This is a genomic window from Mesorhizobium sp. M0991, assembly GCF_040318915.1.
GTDB lineage: Bacteria > Pseudomonadota > Alphaproteobacteria > Rhizobiales > Rhizobiaceae > Mesorhizobium.
The window spans coordinates 125,016-141,841 of record NZ_JAMYNE010000013.1; the positions used below are offsets into that span (position 1 = coordinate 125,016).

A 16,826-nucleotide genomic window follows, 5' to 3' on the forward strand; every position below is an offset into this window, starting at 1 on the left:
CGCGCCCGGCAATGTGCATTAAACCGGCGGGTTATGCGGCTGGAATAGTCTGCCGCGCTCGGCCAGGAGGATCATCAGCAGCGCCGCCACCGACACGCTGCAGAACCCGGCGGCCAGCGGCGTCACCGTGCCGTTGAAGGCTTGGCCGATCAGCGTGCCGAGGATGCCGCCAAGAAATGTCTGCATGAACCCGAGGATCGACGATGCAGTGCCGGCCAGGTGACCCAGCGGCTCCATGGCGAGCGCGTTGAAGTTCGCGCCGAGCGCGCCGAACGGGACCATGGCGCAGGCAAAGAAGGTAATGAAGAGCCAGAGCGGCATCTTCATTTCGATGGAAACGACCAGCCAGGCAAAGCTGATGGCCAGAAACAGCAGCAGCGCGCTTTGCGACAGACGGCGCATGCCGATGCGGCCGACGAGACGCGCGTTGAGGTAGTTCGAAAAAGCAAGCACGCCGGCAACCCCCGCGAAGATGACCGGGAACATCTCGCCGACATCGAACACGCTGACATAGATCTGCTGGGCCGAGGCGATGAAGCCGAACATGGCGCCGAAGATGAAGGTGCTGGCGAAGGCGTAGCAGAGCGCGATGCGGTTGGTGAGAACGATGCGGAAGCCGCCGATGATGGAGGACAGCGTCAGCGGCCGGCGATATTCGGGGTGTAGCGTCTCGGGCAGGCGCAGCAGCGACCAGGCGGACACGATCAGTGCGCCGGCTGCCATGGTGACGAAGATCACGTGCCAGGTCGCAAACAGCATGATGAACTGGCCGATACCGGGCGCCACCACCGGGATGGCCATGAACACCATGAAGATCAAGGACATGACTTCGGCCATACGCCTTCCGTCGAACGTATCGCGCACGATCGAGACGGCAATGACGCGCGTCGCCGCCGCGCCGATGCCTTGCACCGCCCGGCATAGCAGAAGCGTGGCGAATGACGGGGCGATTGCCGCACCGCCGGCCGCCACGACGTAGATCACCAGCCCTGCGACAAGAGGCGCGCGGCGCCCGAAGCGGTCCGAGATCGGCCCGAAGAACAGCTGTCCGCCGCCAAAGCCAAGGATATAGGCGGTGACCACATATTGCCGGTGGTTTTCATTTGCGACGCCAAGCGAGGCGCCGATCTGCTGCAGTGCCGGCAGCATGATATCGATGGCCAGCGAATTGAGCGCCATCAGCGCCGCGCACAGCGCAATGAATTCCCAGCGCGGAATAGGCAAGGTGCTTGCCTTTTGCTGCGCTTGTGCTTGCTGATCCACGGCCAGTCCGATCCTCAAACGAAAATGCGCCGGCTGACCGACGCATCCATTCGTTGATTGCCCCGACATCGGGCAGAACTTTTTGCCAAGGTGGGGCTGCCCCGGCGCTTAGCGCATGACCCCCGAAAATCGCAGTCGGAAGCTCATACGCAGAAACAGAAGTCAGGCGGCGCCTTTGACGCTGACGCCCTTTTCGACGAGGAAGGTCTGCAATTCGCCCGCCTGGAACATCTCGCGGATGATGTCGCAGCCGCCGACGAATTCGCCCTTGACGTAGAGCTGCGGGATGGTCGGCCAGTTGGAATAGTCCTTGATACCTTGCCGCAGTTCGGCCGACGTCAGCACGTCGACCCCCTTATAGTCGGCGCCGATGTAGTCGAGGATCTGCACGACCTGGCCGGAAAATCCGCATTGCGGAAAGCCGGGCGTGCCCTTCATGAAGAGAACGACGTCGTTGCCCTTCACTTCATTGTCAATGTAGTCGTTGATGCCGCTCATGGAATACCCTTTCATGCCTGTGGGAGTCAGGCTCGAACATTACCCTTCAAATAAACCCATGGGTTGCGCGAAACAAGATGTTTGCCGCCTTGCCATGCAAATGGCGCAAAGGAACGTCTGATCTTGGGCCAAGCCGTTGGCCACCATCTTTCCCGAGGCGTGATGAAAAGACGATATCTCGCCGGGTTCCTCCTCGCCGTTCTGCTCGCCGCACTGGCCTTGATTTGGTGGGCCAGGTCGCCGAGACAGCCACCGCTTGTCGTCGGCGGTGAATTGCCGGCGCCGTGCCGCGACGCGAGCTTCGAGGCGGTCGCCTATGTCGTCTGCGAAATCGATCTGCGCCGCTATGACGTCGGTGTGTTCCACACAGGCCTCGACGGCAAGGCTTTCGGCTCGCTGGACAAATTCGACAAGGCGATGGCGGATCAGGGCCGCCCGGTGCTGCTCGCCATGAACGCCGGCATGTATCACCAAGACCTGACCCCAGTCGGCCTTCTCGTCGAAGACGGCCGGGAGAAGGCGCCGATCAACGTCGCCGGCAGCGAAGGCAATTTCTTCCTGAAACCGAATGGCGTGTTCCTGGTCCGCAAGGACGGCAAGGCGGCTGTCATGGAGACAAGCGCCTATGCCGCCGCCAGGCCGGACGTGATGTTCGCCACGCAATCCGGCCCGATGCTGGTGATCGACGACCGGCTTCATCCTCGCTTCGAGCAGAACGGCACATCGCGCTATATCCGCAATGCCGTCGGTATGCGTGACGAAAACACCGTCGTGCTGGCGATCTCGCGCTCTGAAGTCAGCCTCGGCAGCTTCGCACGGCTGTTTCGCGATGGGCTCGACTGCCCCAACGCGCTTTTCCTCGACGGGGTCGTTTCGGCGCTGTCGAACGGCGAGAGGATGATTGTTGGTGGAAACTATCCTGCCGGGCCGATCATTGCCGTGACCGGTAAGAAGATCGCGAGTCGGTAACTGCAAGAGAGCTCACTCAGGCACGCTGGTCTGCAGGGCAAGCGCGTGCAGCACGCCGCCCATATTGCCCTTCAGCGCGTCATAGACCATCTGGTGCTGCTGGACGCGGCTTTTGCCGCGAAAGCTTTCGGCCACCACCTCGGCCGCATAATGGTCGCCGTCGCCGGCCAGGTCGCGAATCGTCACCTTGGCGTCCGGAATGCCTTCCTTGATCAGCCGTTCGATATCATGGGCGTCCATTGCCATGTGAGGATTCCTTGTTCAGGTCGTGATCTCATAGATATGGTCGAAATGGCGGATGAACCACAGCGAAAGGGCCCCGCTCGATCACATCACGGGTCCACGACCTCATTTGCCATGAAGCGAGGGAACCAGGATTCGTGGGCGGCGGTCAATTCGCCGACCGGTATCGCACGTGCCTCGCCCAGCTTCAATTCGCTGCCGCCTGTCGAGCCGATCCACGGTGCAAAAATGCCGAGCTTGCTTTGCTGTTCGCGAATGGCGTCCCAAGCCTCGCTCTGCGGGTCGATCGACAGCGTCAGCAGATAGCGGCCCTGATCCTCGCCGAACCAGACCGGGACCGGATCTGTACCGATCAGGCCGGGGATGGTCGCGCCGATGCCGGAGGCCATCGCCATCTCGGCCAGCGCCACCGCGATGCCGCCATCGGAAACGTCATGCGCCGCGGTAACGACACCGGAGCCGATCAGCGCCCGCACATGGTCGCCGACCCGCTTCTCGTGGTCGAGATCGACCGGCGGCGGCGGGCCGTCGGCGCGGCCATGGATGTCGCGCATATAGACCGATTGGCCAAGATGCGTGCCCCACATCGTCGGCGCGCCGACCAGCACGATCATCTGGCCTTCGGCGGCAAAGCCGATGCGCACCATTTTCGACCAGTCGGCAATCAGCCCGACGCCGCCGATGGTTGGCGTCGGCAGGATGCCTTGTCCGTTGGTCTCATTGTAGAGCGAGACGTTGCCGGAGACGATCGGGAAGCCGAGCGCCCTGCAGGCATCGCCAATACCTTTCACCGCGCCGACCAACTGACCCATGATCTCCGGCCGTTCCGGATTGCCGAAATTTAGGTTGTCGGTGGCCGCGAGCGGCAGTGCGCCAGTGGCTGTCAGATTGCGCCAGCATTCCGCAACCGCCTGCTTGCCGCCCTCGTAGGGGTCGGCTTCGCAATAGCGCGGCGTCACGTCGGAGGAGAAGGCGAGCGCCTTGGTCGGGTGGCCGTCGACGCGCACGACACCGGCGTCGCCGCCGGGAAGCTGCAGCGAATTGCCCTGGATCAGCGTATCGTACTGCTCCCACACCCAGCGGCGCGAGGAAAGGTCCGGTCCGCCCAGCAGCTTGAGCAGTGCGTCGGCCACATCGGCTTGCGGTGTATCGCCAGCCAATGGCGCCGGCTTGTTCGGCTCGACCCAGGGACGGTCATATTCCGGCGCCTGGTCGCCGAGATCCTTGATCGGCAGGTTGGCGACCTCGTCGCCCTGGTGCAGCACGCGGAAGCGCAGATCGTCGGTGGTCTTGCCGACGATGGCAAAGTCGAGGCCCCATTTGTGGAAAATCGCCTCGGCCTGCTTTTCCTTTTCGGGGCGCAGCACCATCAGCATGCGCTCCTGGCTCTCCGAAAGCATCATCTCATAGGCGCTCATGCGCTCTTCACGCACCGGCACCTTGTCGAGATCGAGCTCGATGCCGAGGTCGCCTTTGGCGCCCATTTCGACTGCCGAACAGGTGAGGCCGGCGGCACCCATGTCCTGGATGGCGATAACTGCGCCGGACGCCATCAGTTCGAGGCAGGCTTCGAGCAGGCATTTTTCGGTGAACGGATCGCCAACCTGCACGGTGGGCCGCTTCTCGTCGATTTTGTCGTCGAACTCAGCCGAGGCCATGGTGGCGCCGCCGACACCATCGCGCCCCGTCTTGGCGCCGAGATAGACGACCGGAAGGCCGACGCCCTTGGCCTCGGACAGAAAGATTGCGTCCGTCTTCGCGAGGCCCGCGGCAAACGCATTGACCAGGATATTGCCATTGTAGCGGCCGTCGAAATTGACCTCGCCGCCGACCGTCGGCACGCCGAAGGAATTGCCATAGCCACCGACGCCGGAAACGACGCCGGCAACGAGGTGCCTGGTTTTGGGATGGTCCGGCGCACCGAAGCGCAGCGCGTTCATCGCCGCGATCGGCCGCGCGCCCATGGTGAAGACATCGCGCAGGATGCCGCCGACGCCGGTCGCCGCTCCCTGATAAGGCTCGATGTAGGAGGGATGGTTATGGCTCTCCATCTTGAAGACGACGCAGTCGCCATCGCCGATGTCGACCACGCCGGCATTCTCGCCCGGGCCCTGGATGACTTGCGGCCCGGTGGTCGGCAGCGTGCGCAGCCATTTCTTCGAGGATTTATAGGAACAATGCTCGTTCCACATGGCGGAAAAAATACCGAGTTCGGTAAAGCTCGGCTCGCGCCCGACCAGGTCGAGGATGCGCTGGTACTCGTCGGGCTTCAGCCCGTGCGCTGCAATGAGTTCCGGAGTGATCGGCACGGAATTGGAAATGGTCATGATCGGCAATTTGTGTCCTTGGGATCGAGTCCCGTCTTATCGCAAGCTTTGCAGCCGATACACCCCGTCGGATGACTAAAACGACGGAAAGCAACAGCTTGCCGCAAGTAGCGGAAGATCGCCACTCGACCCGCCGGTTTCAAGCCGGTTCAGGAAAAGCTGTCGTAGCCGGCGCGGCCTTCGTCCAGAAGCCGCCGGATCACCGCGACGCCGTGCGCAATATCGTCCCGCTGTCGCGGCTGCGAGATGCCAAACCGCACGCCGTGAAAGGCCTGTTCGGAACGCCCGGCCTTGAACTCGTCCTCGTCGTCGATGAGCACGCCATGTTCGAGGCAAGCCTGTTTGAAAGTGCCGGAAAGCCATGGGTCGGGCAAAGTGAGCCAGACGAACGGCACATTGTCCAGCGCCTTGAAGTCGAAGCCGTCGAGTGTCTCGCGCACGATCGCGATGCGCGCACCGATCTCGGCAATGCTGCGCTTGCGCATCTCGGCGGCCTGACCGGACAGCACCAGCCGGCAGCCCACCTCCGCCAGCAGAAAGGGCAAGCCGCCCGTCATCATCTTGTGGGCAACCCGGATGCGGTGACGATAGGCCGGCGGGCAAGCGAGCCAACCGCCGCGAACACCCGCCGCAACCGATTTCGACAGGCCGCCGGCAACGATGGTCCGTTCGGGAGCATATTCGGCCATTAAAGGCGTTGGGTCGTCGGTCAGTCCGCCATAGAGGTCGTCCTCGATCAGGACGACGTTATATTGACGGGCGACACGCGCGATTGCCTCGCGGCGCGATGCCGACAGCGTTATCAGCGTTGGGTTCTTGGCCGTCGGCATCAAAAACATCATCTTCGGATGCTTTTGTGCGCAGACGCGCTCGAAATCCTGGGGATCGATGCCCCCGTCGTCAGCCGCCACCAATGCGGTCCGGCGACCGATCAGGCCGGCGCTGCGGGAAATCTGTGAATAGGTGAGGTGCTCGAAGACGACATAGTCGCCGGGGGCGGTGAGCCCCGCAATGGTTGCCATCACCGCGGCGTGGGTGCCGAGCGTGGGAACGATTGCATCTGCGGCCGGGCGAAAGGAATTGCGCGACAGCCAGCGCCTGCCGGCTTCGAACCAGCGGTCCGGGAAATCACGAGTATAGCTTGAAATCTCATGCGGATGGTCTTGCGCCGTGCGTGTCAACACGTCGGCGACGATGGCACCCTGGCCGACATCCGGTGCGGCCGTGCTATCGAAGCGCAGCTTGTCGCCGGGCGCATCCATATAGCGCGTGCCTTGTTCGACCGGCCCCAGGAACTCCGGCTTTGCGCTCTCCGACTGTTGAGCGAGAACATAGGTTCCGCGGCCGACCTCGCCGCTCACCAATCCCCGCTCGCGCAGCAATTGATAGGCCCTGCCGACGGTGCCGACGGTCGTGCCGATGTCGTATGCCAGATCACGCTGCGGCGGCAGCTTTGCCCCTGCACCGATCAGGCCGCGGTCGATGTCCGTCTCGATGGAATCGGCAAGCCGCTGATAGAGCGGGCCAGTACCGACGGTAAGATCTGGAAGCCAAGTTGTCATGGTGACAATTTTTTACATTGCACCGACATGGGAGTCAATACATATCAGATCGGCGGCGAGACGGGTACAATCCGAAGTTTTGGCAGAAAGAAAATGGCTACAATTGAGACAATCCGCTCCGTTACGGCTGAATTGCAGATGCAGGTGGCACCTCCGTTAGGCCGGCCAACCTATGTTAGTCGGCTGGTGCGTACGCTCGGATCCTTCGCGAGGTGGCTCGGCAGGCTAATGGATCGTCGGCGCAGCCGGCTGGTCCTGCTCGAGATGACCGACGACCAGCTCAAGGACATCGGCATTACGCGTTGCGATGCCCATCGTGAAGGCCTCAGGCCGTTCTGGGACTGAAAGTCCTTGGACGAGGTCGTCATTCGGCGTTGAGAGCTACGGTTCATCACGGCTGAGATGCGATCGTCCTCTCGCCTTCAGGTCTCGCTAGACGCTATCCGATGAAATAGGGATATTGCTGAAAACAGCTGTTTCATCTATTTTCGGGGTGTGAAGGAGATGACTATGGCGAGTTTCACGCTCACAGATCTCGGCAATAAATCCGGCGAGGTCGTCGAGGCTGCGTTCCGTGGTCCCGTCGACATCACCAAGCGCGGCAAACGAAAGTTCGTGCTCCTGACGGCGGAGCAGTTCGACCGCATCACCGGCCGCAGCGCTCAGCGGGCACACCGCGTTGAGGATCTGTCGGCCGAGGAACGCGACGAGCTTCTAGCCGGCCTCGACGCAATCGCGCGAGATGATGTCCGGGATGACTGAGCTTGGTCACGGACAGATCATTCTCTACTCCTATCTTTGGGCAAGGAAATATGACCGCGGCGAGGAGAGCGGACGCAAGGCGCGGCCGACTTGCGTGATGCTGATCGTTGCCGGTAAGAATGGCCGCAAGCAGGCCCTGCTCATTCCGATCACAAGTCAGCCCGCCACGCCCTGACGCATACTATGTCGAGATTCCTGAGACGGAGGCCCGTCGCGCCACGCTCTATACGCCAGCCTGGGTTATCGTCGATGAATTCAACACCGATGATCTCGCGACGAGCTGGGCGCTCGAGGATGCCAAGCCGCTTGGCCAATTCACGCGCAAGTTCATGTCACGGATCGCCGGTGAAGCTGCTGCGGCGATCCGTGCAGGGCGCCGCGCGAACCGTGCCAAGACGCTAAAGGCGACCAGGGCGGGAGAGCGTCATCGCGGACGGACGCGTTCCGCCCTGATCCGCGTGACACCGTGGTCCACAAGCACCGCCACAATGCACAGCATCAGAAAAAGCCCGGTGATGGCCAGAGCTGAGACCGCGACGCTGGCCGCACTGTGTTTGGAGACGTCGAGGAACGGGTAGGGCACTTCGCCGGCGATCGGCGCCCGCAGCAATGCGTAGGCCAGATAGGCGATCGGATAGATCATCCACCAGGAGATGTCGCGCCATCGCGTCGAGCCGTCGGCGCCCGCCACAAGCCACCACAGCACGAACAACAGCGGCGTCACATAGTGCAGGAGAACGTCGCAGAGCAGGAACAATCCTTGCGGCTGCCAAAGCTGCGCCAGGACCGTTGCATAAACGATGAGGACCAGGGTTATGGCGACGGCTACGCCCGCCCGCATCCGTGGCGCGGCAAAGGCCGGAAACCAGGCATAACCCGTCGACGACAGCAACGAGGCATGGACGAGCACCGCGCCGATGTTGGTCAGGATGGTGAAGAAGCTGAAATAGAAGACCAGCGAGCCGACAAAACCGCGGCCGGCTTCCATTGACGCCGGGACGGTGATGCAGAGCTGCAGGACGAGCCCGGCCAGGCCGACGACCAGACCAGTGATCTGCAGCAACCGACCCATTGGGCTAGGCAGCAGCGCCGCAGGCCGGATTGCCCGCCTGCCAGCGGGCAATGTCCGAGCCGATGCGCGTGCCGAGCGGTTCCGCCATCAATGGGCCGAACACGTCGACGCGGCTCGAACTGCCTTGCGCCTGCACGACCAGCAGCGGCTTTCCGCCATAATGTTTGGCCGGCACCAGCAGGAAGCGCGGCGTGCCGCTGAACGAATTCAGTTCGTTGGCCATCTGATAAGATTTGAAGGCAGGGTCCTTGCTGGCGATCCAGCATTTGTGGGCTGCGATCGCCACCTGTTCCATGGCAAGCAGTGACGCGCTCTTGCCCGCCGGCGCCGGCGTACTCTTCGGGCCAGACTGGCAGGAGGCGAGTACAAGACCGGCGGCAGCGGCGAGGGCGAGGCGCGTGGTCGTCGGTCTCATGTTCACGCGGCGCCCATCTCGAGTTCGGACAGAAAGATCTTCAGACCGTCTGTCATCTCACCCCAGACGCGCGACAGCGCCGGATGCTGCAAGGCGATTTGCTCGTAGGCATCGAATTTCGGATAGGCCTCAAGCAAATCGGGGCGGCCGATCGTCGCCCTGAAATTGTTGAAGACGAAGCGGGTCGGCGTCAGCCAGGCATCGGCAAAGGAGATATCGTCGCCGAGCGCGAACGGGCCATGCGCCATGCGGGCCTCGATTGCCGCAAGCCCGTGATGCAATCGGGCGAACTGTGCCTTGATCTCCGCCTCGTTGCGCTGCGGCACGAAATAGAGCTCGAACAGCTTCATCATCGGCGCGAGCACGTCGAGGTCGGTGATGCGGGCGAACATGCGCACCAGCGCCCGGTCCTTCGAATCGTTGGGCAGCAGTGCGGGCTCGGGAAAGCGCTCCTCCAGATATTCGGCAATGACCACCGATTCGACGATCGTTTCGCCCGAGCCGGTGATCAGCACCGGAATCCTGTTGAGCGGCGAGATGGCGCGAAATGCCTCGGGGATGGGAAACCCCGGCGGCGGTGCAATGAGCTTGAGCGGCACGTTCTTGATGTAGGCCAGGGCCCGCACGATCGACGAATAGGGCGACAGCGGTCGCGAATAGAGTTTCATGGCCGTCGCTCCAGGAGGAAAATTGAATGCATCAAGCGGCGATGCCCAGCGCGCTTTCGAACAGCGCCCGGCCGTCGCTGCCGCCATGCGCCGCTTCGATCAGGTTCTCGGGATGCGGCATCAGGCCGAGCACATTGCCACGGCCGTTGAGGATGCCGGCAATGTCGTTGATCGAGCCGTTGGGATTGGTGCCTTCCGCGTAGCGGAACACCACCTGGCCTTCGCCTTCGAGGCGGGCCAGCGTTTTGGCATCGGCAAAATAATTGCCGTCATGATGCGCCACCGGCGCGCGGATGACCTGGCCCGGCTGATACCGGCTGGTGAACATCGTGTTGGCATTGGCGATCTGCAGCTTGACTTGCCGGCAGACGAATTTCAGCGAGGTGTTGCGCATCAGTGCGCCCGGCAGCAGGCCGGCCTCGACCAGGATCTGGAAGCCGTTGCAGACGCCGATGACCGTGACGCCCTTGGCCGCTTTTTCGGCGACAGCCCGCATCACCGGCATGCGCGCGGCAATAGCGCCGCAGCGCAGATAATCGCCAAAGGAAAAGCCGCCGGGAATGGCGATCAGGTCGACATCGGGGATTTCAGTGTCGGTCTGCCAGACGGTGACCGGCGGCGTGCCGGAAATCTTGGTCAGCGCCGCGATCATGTCACGGTCGCGATTAAGGCCGGGGAGCAGGACGACGGCTGATTTCATTTTGGTTCGTAGGGCCTCTGGGCTTCGGCGAGTTCGCGCAATTCTAGGCGGCGTTCGATATGTTCGAGGCGATCGTCCTGCCGCGCCAGCACGCCGTAAATGTTCTTCACATCGCCCTCGGTGGCGACGAGATGACCACGGATCGAACCCAACTCGGACTTTACCTCGCCAAGTGTCAAATCCATCGTGTCCAGCCGCAACTGAATGGATTTGAGGACTTCAAAAATCAGGCTTCCATTGATCTCGGTCATCTACCCTCGGGCACAACCTCAGGTAATGGCCACACTATAATTCTCAATCACCGTATTCGCCAGAAGCTTGTCGCACATGGCTTTCAGATCCGCCTCGGCCTTGGCCCTGTCGCCCTCGGCAAGCTCGATATCGAAAACCTTGCCTTGCCGCACCTGGCCGACGCCGCCGAAACCCATTCCGGAAAGCGCATGCTCGATTGCCTTGCCTTGTGGGTCGAGCACGCCGTTCTTGAGGGTTACGGTAATGCGGGCCTTGATCACGCTGGACATGCTCCTGTTCACCTGTTGAGCGGGTAAGCCGTCAGTGCGGCTTGCCTTTGACACCGTCGGTCGAAGCGACGAGCACCGGTCCGGCAGGGCGCGGCGGCTCGTTCTCGTTCATGATGCCGAGGCGGCGGGCAACTTCCTGATAGGCTTCAACGAGCCCGCCCATGTCGCGGCGGAAGCGGTCCTTGTCGAGCTTGTCCTGGGTCGCCACGTCCCACAGCCGGCAGGAATCCGGCGAGATCTCGTCGGCGACGACGATGCGCATCATGTCGCCTTCGAACAGGCGGCCGCATTCGATCTTGAAGTCGACGAGCTGGATGCCGACACCCATGAACAGACCGGAAAGGAAGTCGTTGACGCGGATGGCCAGCGCCATGACGTCGTCGATCTCCTGCGGGCTCGCCCAGCCGAAGGCGGTGATGTGCTCTTCCGAGACCATCGGATCGTCGAGCGCATCGGCCTTGTAATAGAATTCGATGATCGAGCGCGGCAGCACGGTGCCTTCCTCGATGCCGAGACGTTTGGCCAGCGAGCCGGCGGCGACGTTGCGCACCACCACTTCGAGTGGGATGATCTCGACTTCCTTGATCAGCTGCTCGCGCATGTTGAGCCGGCGGATGAAGTGGGTCGGAATGCCCATCCGGTTGAGGTGGTTGAAAATGTGCTCGGAAATACGGTTGTTGAGGACGCCTTTACCATCAACGATTTCATGCTTCTTCTTGTTGAAAGCGGTGGCGTCGTCCTTGAAGAACTGGATCAGCGTGCCAGGCTCCGGTCCCTCATAAAGGATCTTGGCCTTGCCTTCATAAATGCGGCGGCGATTTTTCATCTGATTTTTCTCTGGATTTGCGGGCAGGCGGCAAGCGACCAGTTCCTGTCCGTCTGCCTAAAATAAGATGGCGACGGTGGGGTTCAATGCCGGTGTCTATCCCAATCGCACTGTTTGCTCAATCGGCAAATCCTTTCAATCAACCGCTTTCGGGGACCGAAATGCCGCAGCGCAGCAAGCAATGTAGCATATTGACCGGCCGGCGCCCTTTTGGTTTGTGCTCCGGCAACACATATTGGCACAACGAATCGGATTTCACGGAGGGATGCCATGAGCAGCATGAAAGACCGCGAAGAGGGCTTTGAGCGCAAATTCGCATTCGACGAGGAACTTCGGTTCAAGGCTGCGGCACGCCGCAACAGAGCGCTCGGCCTGTGGGCTGCCGAAAAGCTCGGCAAGTCAGGCGCCGATGCCGACGCCTATGCCAGGGAAGTGGTCGTCAGCGACATCGAGGAAGCAGGCGATCACGACGTTTTCCGCAAGATACGCAAGGATTTCGATGCAGCCGGCATCGACCAGTCGGACCATCAGATCCGCCGCACCATGGATGAATTGATGGCGCAGGCGATCGAGCAGATCAAGAACACCTGATCCTTCCGCTCGTTCCGATCGCATTCTGGACCAATCGACCGCCCGGCCTAGCCGGGCGGTTTTTCTTTGCCTTTGCGGTCATTTCCGGCTGAATTGCTGCAACCAAAGAGGAAATCGCCAATGTCCCTGAAGTCACGCCTTGCGGCCGACGAGACGCTGTTCACTGCATGGTCCGGCGTGCCGGATGCCTTGACGGTCGAGATACTGGCCAGACAAGGGTTCGACGCGGTTACGCTCGACATGCAGCATGGTGGCCATCACGAGGACAGCGTGCTGCGCGGGCTTGTGCCGGTGCTGGCCGCCAACAAGCCGGCTTTGGTGCGCATTCCGGTCGGCCGCTTCGACATGGCCAGCCGTGCGCTTGACTTCGGCGCCGAGGCGGTGATCGCCCCGATGGTGAATTCGGTGGCGGACGCAAAGCTGTTTGCCGCCGCCATGAAATACCCGCCGCTAGGCGAGCGCTCCTGGGGCCCCACCTATGCCTTTCCGCGCCATGGCAAGGGCGATTATGCCGACTGGCTGCGCGACAGCAACCAGCGCACCATGGCGTTCGCCATGGTCGAAACGCGCGCCGCGCTTGATGCACTCGATGGCATCCTCGACACGCCGGGCATCGACGGTATCTTCCTGGGCCCTTCGGATTTCTCGATCGCCTGGTCGAAGGGCACCACCGTCAGTTCGACGCTGGAGAGCATGATGGAGACCGTCGCCTCGATCGCCGAGCGCACCCGCAAAGCCGGCAAGCATGCGGCGATCTATGTGATGGAACCGGCCATCGCCGGTCGCGTGGTGTCGATGGGTTACCGGCTGCTGGCGATGGGTTCCGAGCATTCGCTGATTTCGCTTGGGGCAAAGACCCTGCTGAACAGCGTCAGGGATTCGATCGCTTCCTAAAGATCCGTCAGGAATTTCGCGAACGTCATCGAGCCTTCGGGCCAAGGGCCAAAGCCGGAATCTGCGTTGAGATGGCCGGCATCGCCGGCGTCGATGAACAGCGACCCCCAAGCCGCGGCAATGTCCTCGGCGACGCCGAAGGCGCAGAACGGGTCGTTGCGGCTGGCGATCACCACCGACGGAAACGGCAGCGGGTCGCGCGGATAGGGGCCGAAGGTCATCAGGTGCCTGGGCTTTATCTTTGGATTGGCGACATCGGGCGGCGCCACGAAAAAAGCGCCGGCGACCGGCCGCTCAAACCGAGGCAAGGCCTGGATGACCGCTGCGACGCCAAGCGAATGAGCGACGATGACGACCGGCCGCTCGGCCTCGTTAACCGCCTTGGCGACACCGGCCGTCCAATCCTCGCGCACCGGCTTCGACCATTCCGTCTGTTCGACGCGGCGCGCTGTCGACAGTTTCGACTGCCAGCGGCTCTGCCAATGATCGGGGCCGGAATTGGTGTAGCCCGGCACGATGAGAATATCTGCTTCCCTGACTTTCATGGCGCGCATGTAGCGAGAGGCGCTGTCGGGTGCAACCGGGTATGAACTCAACAGCGACACGCAAACGGCCTCTCACGAACCCGGTTCTGATCGCTATTGTGAACACCATGTTCGCTTCTTGCGCTCTTGTGTGAACGATCGCGATCGACGATCTGTCGCCGGGAAAGAATGGCTGTTCCGAGATTTTGGCACGGACACGGCGTAGAATGATTGATGGCGCCGGGTTCCTCTGTTGGAAGCTTGTCGAGCGCCGCCTGAACGGAGCACTTTGATGAGCGAACTGCCTTTTGCCGCGACGACCCCGGTCAGCGTTGCCCGCGTCGGCTTGCGGGCGCGCGATGCAGAAAATCTCGCTGCCTACTATCGCAAAGTCGTCGGTTTGCAGGAACTGAGCCGCGCCGGCGGCACGATTACGCTCGGCGCAGTCAATCGCCCTTTGCTCGACATCGAAGCGGATCCGGCCGCGAAACCCGATGACCCGCGCAGCGCCGGTCTTTTCCACACCGCCTTCCTGCTACCCAGCCGTGCCGATCTCGGCCGCTGGATCAACCACGCCATCGCCGGCAAGATCGGCATCGAGGGTGCATCCGATCATCTGGTCAGCGAGGCGCTTTATCTTACCGACCCGGAAGGCAACGGCATCGAGATCTATGCCGACCGCCGCCCGCAGGATTGGAAATGGAACGGCGACAAGATAGCGATGGCGACGGAGCGGCTGAACATTCCGTCGGTCGTTGCCGAGGTGCCGGCCGGCGACACCGGCTGGCAGGGCGCGCCGGAAAACAGCATTATCGGCCACGTCCATTTGCGGGTTGGCAGGCCGGAAGAAGCCGAAGCATGGTGGCATCAGGAGTTCGGTTTCGACACGGTGGCAAAGTACGGTGGCGCGGCGGTATTCCTGTCGTCCGGCGGCTATCATCACCACATTGGCGCAAATGCGTGGCAGAGCGCGGGCGCCGGTCGCCGCGATCCCGCCCGCTCCGGCCTGGCCTGGGTCGAGATGCGTTCGGACAATGCCGCAAGCGAGACCACCCGCGAGGATCCGTGGGGCACGGTGATAAGGACGGTTCCCGGTAAGGCGTAGGTTAGAGGTTTGCTTTTTCGAGCAAGCGGCCAAGCATGAGCAGGCCCGCTGGCCATAAGCCGAGGCCGGCCTCGTTCCCCATATGGCCAAGATCGCCGGCATCGGCGATATCCGCGCCCCAGGCGGCGGCAAAAACGGTCGCCTTGTCGAAGGTGACGCGTGGGTCGCTGCGGCTCGCCACCACCAATGTCGGGAAGGGCAGGCGCTTCAGCGGCATCGGCGCGAACGGGCGCACCGCGTCGAATGAGGGATCGGCATCCTCGACATTGGTCGCGGCAACCAGGAATGCCGCCGCGACCTTGTCGAGTTGGCTTTGACTGGCGCTAGCAGCCCACTTCACCGCCGTCGCCACCGCTAGCGAATGCGCAAGCAGCACGATGCGGCGCGGTGCGGCGGCCACCGCGGCATCTACCTGGCCGATCCAGTCTTCAGGCTTCGGCCGGTCCCACTCAGCCTGCAGCACGCGGCTCGAATTGGGGAACACCCGGCACCAATGCGACATCCAATGATCTGGCCCGGAATTGCCGCGCCCGGGCAGGGCAAGGAAATCGAAATCTCCGGCCGCCGAAATCATCAGGCTTCTCCAAACACTCGGCTGAAGATCGTATCGACGTGCTTGGTATGATAGCCCAAGTCGAATTTCTCGCGGATCTCGGCCTCGGGCAAGGCTGCGACAACGTCCTTGTCGGCCAGAAGTTCCTCAAGAAAATCAGCGCCTTGCTCCCATACCTTCATCGCATTGCGCTGCACCAGCCGGTAGGCGTCCTCGCGCGAAACGCCGGCTTGCGTCAGCGCTAGCAGCACGCGCTGCGAATGCACAAGGCCGCGGAATTTGTTCATGTTCTTCAGCATGTTGTCGGGGTAGACGAGCAGTTTATCGACAACGCTGGTCAGCCGTGAGAGCGCGAAATCGAGCGTCACCGTCGCGTCGGGCCCGATCATGCGCTCGACCGAGGAATGCGAGATGTCGCGCTCGTGCCAGAGCGCCACATTCTCCATTGCCGGCAATGCGAAGGAGCGCACCATGCGGGCAAGGCCGGTGAGGTTCTCGGTCAGCACCGGGTTGCGCTTGTGCGGCATCGCCGACGAACCCTTCTGTCCGGGTGAAAAGTACTCTTCTGCCTCGAGCACCTCGGTGCGCTGCAGATGGCGCACCTCGATCGCCAGCCGCTCGATCGACGAGGCGATGACGCCGAGAGTGGCGAAGAACATCGCATGGCGGTCGCGCGGGATCACCTGCGTCGACACCGGCTCCGGTTTCAGTCCGAGTTTCTTGGCCACATATTCTTCGACATAGGGGTCGATATTGGCGAAGGTGCCGACCGCACCGGAGATGGCACAGGTGGCGATGTCCTCGCGTGCGTGCACCAGCCTCTCGCGGCAACGCGAGAATTCGGCATAGGCCTGCGCCAGCTTGACGCCGAAGGTGGTCGGCTCGGCATGGATGCCATGGCTGCGGCCGATTGTGATCGTGTCCTTGTGCTCGAAGGCGCGGCGCTTGAGCGCCGCAAGCAGCCCGTCAATGTCGGCCAGCAGGATGTCGCTGGCGCGGGTGAGCTGCACGGCAAAACAGGTGTCGAGAACGTCGGAGGATGTCATGCCCTGGTGGATGAAGCGGGCATCCGGCCCGACGAATTCGGCAAGATGGGTGAGAAAGGCGATGACATCGTGCTTGGTGACGCGCTCGATCTCGTCGATCGCCTCGACATCGAACTTCGCCGCCCCGCCTTTCTGCCAGATGGTCTTGGCGGCCTCCTTCGGGATGACGCCGAGCTCCGCCAATGCGTCGCACGCGTAGGCCTCGATCTCGAACCAGATGCGGAACCGGGTTTCGGGCGACCAGATGGCCACCATTTCCGGCCGGGAGTAGCGAGGGATCATCAGTC

Annotated in this window: 22 protein-coding genes; 7 read left to right on the plus strand and 15 right to left on the minus strand. The window is 62.2% G+C overall.

Going from position 1 to position 16,826, the window contains the following annotated elements:
- Positions 1 to 18: 18 nt before the first annotated feature.
- Both NKH70_RS19995 and grxD read right to left on the minus strand, forming a co-directional pair.
- Positions 19 to 1,218, minus strand: coding sequence for a multidrug effflux MFS transporter (locus NKH70_RS19995; RefSeq protein WP_502908380.1), 1,200 nt, complete (start codon positions 1,216 to 1,218; stop codon positions 19 to 21).
- 207 nt (positions 1,219 to 1,425) lie between these two features.
- Positions 1,426 to 1,761 (minus strand): Grx4 family monothiol glutaredoxin, encoded by a 336-nt coding sequence (gene grxD, locus NKH70_RS20000; protein WP_023674712.1) that lies wholly within the window; start codon positions 1,759 to 1,761, stop codon positions 1,426 to 1,428.
- A 162-nt stretch (positions 1,762 to 1,923) separates the two neighbouring features.
- Between grxD and NKH70_RS20005 the strand changes: the two genes are divergently transcribed.
- On the plus strand, positions 1,924 to 2,730 hold the full coding sequence (locus NKH70_RS20005) for a phosphodiester glycosidase family protein (protein ID WP_352714698.1): 807 nt from the start codon (positions 1,924 to 1,926) through the stop codon (positions 2,728 to 2,730).
- A 12-nt stretch (positions 2,731 to 2,742) separates the two neighbouring features.
- On the opposite strand, the gene NKH70_RS20010 is transcribed toward NKH70_RS20005, so the two are convergent.
- From NKH70_RS20010 to NKH70_RS20020, 3 genes are all read right to left on the minus strand, one after another.
- Positions 2,743 to 2,976 carry a BolA/IbaG family iron-sulfur metabolism protein gene (locus NKH70_RS20010; RefSeq protein WP_023798252.1) on the minus strand — a complete coding sequence of 78 codons (234 nt, stop codon included), beginning with the start codon at positions 2,974 to 2,976 and terminating at the stop codon, positions 2,743 to 2,745.
- Positions 2,977 to 3,062: 86 nt separating this feature from the next.
- The gene (gene purL / locus NKH70_RS20015) at positions 3,063 to 5,300 is read right to left on the minus strand and encodes a phosphoribosylformylglycinamidine synthase subunit PurL (RefSeq protein WP_352715214.1); all 2,238 of its coding nucleotides are present in this window, start codon (positions 5,298 to 5,300) and stop codon (positions 3,063 to 3,065) included.
- A gap of 149 nt (positions 5,301 to 5,449) precedes the next feature.
- On the minus strand, positions 5,450 to 6,862 hold the full coding sequence (locus tag NKH70_RS20020) for an aminotransferase-like domain-containing protein (RefSeq protein WP_352714696.1): 1,413 nt from the start codon (positions 6,860 to 6,862) through the stop codon (positions 5,450 to 5,452).
- Positions 6,863 to 6,955: 93 nt separating this feature from the next.
- Between NKH70_RS20020 and NKH70_RS20025 the strand changes: the two genes are divergently transcribed.
- From NKH70_RS20025 to NKH70_RS20035, 3 genes are all read left to right on the plus strand, one after another.
- Positions 6,956 to 7,207: a DUF1127 domain-containing protein gene (locus NKH70_RS20025; protein ID WP_352714695.1), complete on the plus strand. Its 252-nt coding sequence runs from the start codon at positions 6,956 to 6,958 to the stop codon at positions 7,205 to 7,207.
- A gap of 165 nt (positions 7,208 to 7,372) precedes the next feature.
- The gene (locus NKH70_RS20030) at positions 7,373 to 7,624 is read left to right on the plus strand and encodes a type II toxin-antitoxin system prevent-host-death family antitoxin (RefSeq protein WP_352662547.1); all 252 of its coding nucleotides are present in this window, start codon (positions 7,373 to 7,375) and stop codon (positions 7,622 to 7,624) included.
- Positions 7,617 to 7,799: a hypothetical protein gene (locus NKH70_RS20035; protein WP_352714693.1), complete on the plus strand. Its 183-nt coding sequence runs from the start codon at positions 7,617 to 7,619 to the stop codon at positions 7,797 to 7,799. Before NKH70_RS20030 ends, NKH70_RS20035 begins: the two co-directional genes overlap by 8 nt.
- Positions 7,800 to 8,048: 249 nt before the next feature.
- Here the strand turns inward: NKH70_RS20035 and NKH70_RS20040 are convergent, their stop codons facing one another.
- From NKH70_RS20040 to purC, 7 genes are read right to left on the minus strand one after another with little or no spacing between them, the layout of a single operon-like run.
- Positions 8,049 to 8,696 (minus strand): Pr6Pr family membrane protein, encoded by a 648-nt coding sequence (locus NKH70_RS20040; protein WP_352714691.1) that lies wholly within the window; start codon positions 8,694 to 8,696, stop codon positions 8,049 to 8,051.
- Positions 8,697 to 8,700: 4 nt separating this feature from the next.
- Positions 8,701 to 9,111, minus strand: coding sequence for a hypothetical protein (locus NKH70_RS20045; protein WP_352714689.1), 411 nt, complete (start codon positions 9,109 to 9,111; stop codon positions 8,701 to 8,703).
- Positions 9,112 to 9,113: 2 nt separating this feature from the next.
- The gene (locus tag NKH70_RS20050; RefSeq protein ID WP_352714687.1) at positions 9,114 to 9,779 is read right to left on the minus strand and encodes a glutathione S-transferase family protein; all 666 of its coding nucleotides are present in this window, start codon (positions 9,777 to 9,779) and stop codon (positions 9,114 to 9,116) included.
- Between the two features lie 31 nt (positions 9,780 to 9,810).
- Positions 9,811 to 10,479 carry a phosphoribosylformylglycinamidine synthase subunit PurQ gene (gene purQ / locus NKH70_RS20055; protein ID WP_352714685.1) on the minus strand — a complete coding sequence of 223 codons (669 nt, stop codon included), beginning with the start codon at positions 10,477 to 10,479 and terminating at the stop codon, positions 9,811 to 9,813.
- Positions 10,476 to 10,730, minus strand: a complete 255-nt coding sequence (locus NKH70_RS20060) for a hypothetical protein (RefSeq protein WP_352467267.1) — start codon at positions 10,728 to 10,730, stop codon at positions 10,476 to 10,478. Before NKH70_RS20060 ends, purQ begins: the two co-directional genes overlap by 4 nt.
- Positions 10,731 to 10,748: 18 nt before the next feature.
- The gene (gene purS / locus NKH70_RS20065; protein WP_292659850.1) at positions 10,749 to 10,991 is read right to left on the minus strand and encodes a phosphoribosylformylglycinamidine synthase subunit PurS; all 243 of its coding nucleotides are present in this window, start codon (positions 10,989 to 10,991) and stop codon (positions 10,749 to 10,751) included.
- A 40-nt stretch (positions 10,992 to 11,031) separates the two neighbouring features.
- A complete protein-coding gene (gene purC, locus NKH70_RS20070) occupies positions 11,032 to 11,826 on the minus strand; it encodes a phosphoribosylaminoimidazolesuccinocarboxamide synthase (RefSeq protein WP_023674725.1) in 795 nt (264 codons plus the stop codon).
- A 270-nt stretch (positions 11,827 to 12,096) separates the two neighbouring features.
- Here purC and NKH70_RS20075 point away from each other — a divergent pair, with 270 nt between their 5' ends.
- Positions 12,097 to 12,417, plus strand: a complete 321-nt coding sequence (locus tag NKH70_RS20075) for a DUF1476 domain-containing protein (protein ID WP_023674726.1) — start codon at positions 12,097 to 12,099, stop codon at positions 12,415 to 12,417.
- A gap of 120 nt (positions 12,418 to 12,537) precedes the next feature.
- A complete protein-coding gene (locus NKH70_RS20080) occupies positions 12,538 to 13,311 on the plus strand; it encodes an HpcH/HpaI aldolase family protein (protein WP_352714683.1) in 774 nt (257 codons plus the stop codon).
- On the opposite strand, the gene NKH70_RS20085 is transcribed toward NKH70_RS20080, so the two are convergent.
- A complete protein-coding gene (locus NKH70_RS20085; RefSeq protein WP_352715211.1) occupies positions 13,308 to 13,856 on the minus strand; it encodes an RBBP9/YdeN family alpha/beta hydrolase in 549 nt (182 codons plus the stop codon). The two genes, NKH70_RS20080 and NKH70_RS20085, sit on opposite strands and share 4 nt — an antisense overlap.
- Before the next feature lie 271 nt (positions 13,857 to 14,127).
- On the opposite strand from NKH70_RS20085, the gene NKH70_RS20090 reads away from it, so the two are divergent.
- Positions 14,128 to 14,940, plus strand: a complete 813-nt coding sequence (locus NKH70_RS20090) for a VOC family protein (protein ID WP_352714681.1) — start codon at positions 14,128 to 14,130, stop codon at positions 14,938 to 14,940.
- Position 14,941: 1 nt separating this feature from the next.
- Here the strand turns inward: NKH70_RS20090 and NKH70_RS20095 are convergent, their stop codons facing one another.
- Entirely contained in the window at positions 14,942 to 15,514 is a 573-nt protein-coding gene (locus NKH70_RS20095; RefSeq protein WP_352714679.1) for an RBBP9/YdeN family alpha/beta hydrolase, read from the minus strand.
- Entirely contained in the window at positions 15,514 to 16,821 is a 1,308-nt protein-coding gene (gene purB / locus NKH70_RS20100) for an adenylosuccinate lyase (protein WP_352714677.1), read from the minus strand. The genes NKH70_RS20095 and purB overlap by 1 nt, the downstream gene beginning before the upstream one ends.
- Between the last annotated feature and the right edge of the window lie 5 nt (positions 16,822 to 16,826).

What these genes read in the sequence shown, in the direction of transcription:
- NKH70_RS20050 (WP_352714687.1), bottom strand. Translation starts at nt 9,779, where the DNA reads ATGAAACTCTATTCGCGACCGCTGTCGCCCTATTCGTCGATCGTGCGG.
- NKH70_RS20030 (WP_352662547.1), top strand. Translation starts at nt 7,373, where the DNA reads ATGGCGAGTTTCACGCTCACAGATCTCGGCAATAAATCCGGCGAGGTC.
- NKH70_RS20075 (WP_023674726.1), top strand. Translation starts at nt 12,097, where the DNA reads ATGAGCAGCATGAAAGACCGCGAAGAGGGCTTTGAGCGCAAATTCGCA.
- purQ (WP_352714685.1), bottom strand. Translation starts at nt 10,479, where the DNA reads ATGAAATCAGCCGTCGTCCTGCTCCCCGGCCTTAATCGCGACCGTGAC.
- NKH70_RS20060 (WP_352467267.1), bottom strand. Translation starts at nt 10,730, where the DNA reads ATGACCGAGATCAATGGAAGCCTGATTTTTGAAGTCCTCAAATCCATT.
- NKH70_RS20005 (WP_352714698.1), top strand. Translation starts at nt 1,924, where the DNA reads ATGAAAAGACGATATCTCGCCGGGTTCCTCCTCGCCGTTCTGCTCGCC.
- purB (WP_352714677.1), bottom strand. Translation starts at nt 16,821, where the DNA reads ATGATCCCTCGCTACTCCCGGCCGGAAATGGTGGCCATCTGGTCGCCC.
- NKH70_RS20080 (WP_352714683.1), top strand. Translation starts at nt 12,538, where the DNA reads ATGTCCCTGAAGTCACGCCTTGCGGCCGACGAGACGCTGTTCACTGCA.
- NKH70_RS20085 (WP_352715211.1), bottom strand. Translation starts at nt 13,856, where the DNA reads ATGAAAGTCAGGGAAGCAGATATTCTCATCGTGCCGGGCTACACCAAT.
- NKH70_RS20045 (WP_352714689.1), bottom strand. Translation starts at nt 9,111, where the DNA reads ATGAGACCGACGACCACGCGCCTCGCCCTCGCCGCTGCCGCCGGTCTT.
- NKH70_RS20020 (WP_352714696.1), bottom strand. Translation starts at nt 6,862, where the DNA reads ATGACAACTTGGCTTCCAGATCTTACCGTCGGTACTGGCCCGCTCTAT.
- NKH70_RS20040 (WP_352714691.1), bottom strand. Translation starts at nt 8,696, where the DNA reads ATGGGTCGGTTGCTGCAGATCACTGGTCTGGTCGTCGGCCTGGCCGGG.
- NKH70_RS20035 (WP_352714693.1), top strand. Translation starts at nt 7,617, where the DNA reads ATGACTGAGCTTGGTCACGGACAGATCATTCTCTACTCCTATCTTTGG.
- NKH70_RS20095 (WP_352714679.1), bottom strand. Translation starts at nt 15,514, where the DNA reads ATGATTTCGGCGGCCGGAGATTTCGATTTCCTTGCCCTGCCCGGGCGC.
- NKH70_RS20025 (WP_352714695.1), top strand. Translation starts at nt 6,956, where the DNA reads ATGGCTACAATTGAGACAATCCGCTCCGTTACGGCTGAATTGCAGATG.
- purC (WP_023674725.1), bottom strand. Translation starts at nt 11,826, where the DNA reads ATGAAAAATCGCCGCCGCATTTATGAAGGCAAGGCCAAGATCCTTTAT.
- purL (WP_352715214.1), bottom strand. Translation starts at nt 5,300, where the DNA reads ATGACCATTTCCAATTCCGTGCCGATCACTCCGGAACTCATTGCAGCG.
- NKH70_RS20010 (WP_023798252.1), bottom strand. Translation starts at nt 2,976, where the DNA reads ATGGCAATGGACGCCCATGATATCGAACGGCTGATCAAGGAAGGCATT.
- NKH70_RS20090 (WP_352714681.1), top strand. Translation starts at nt 14,128, where the DNA reads ATGAGCGAACTGCCTTTTGCCGCGACGACCCCGGTCAGCGTTGCCCGC.
- grxD (WP_023674712.1), bottom strand. Translation starts at nt 1,761, where the DNA reads ATGAGCGGCATCAACGACTACATTGACAATGAAGTGAAGGGCAACGAC.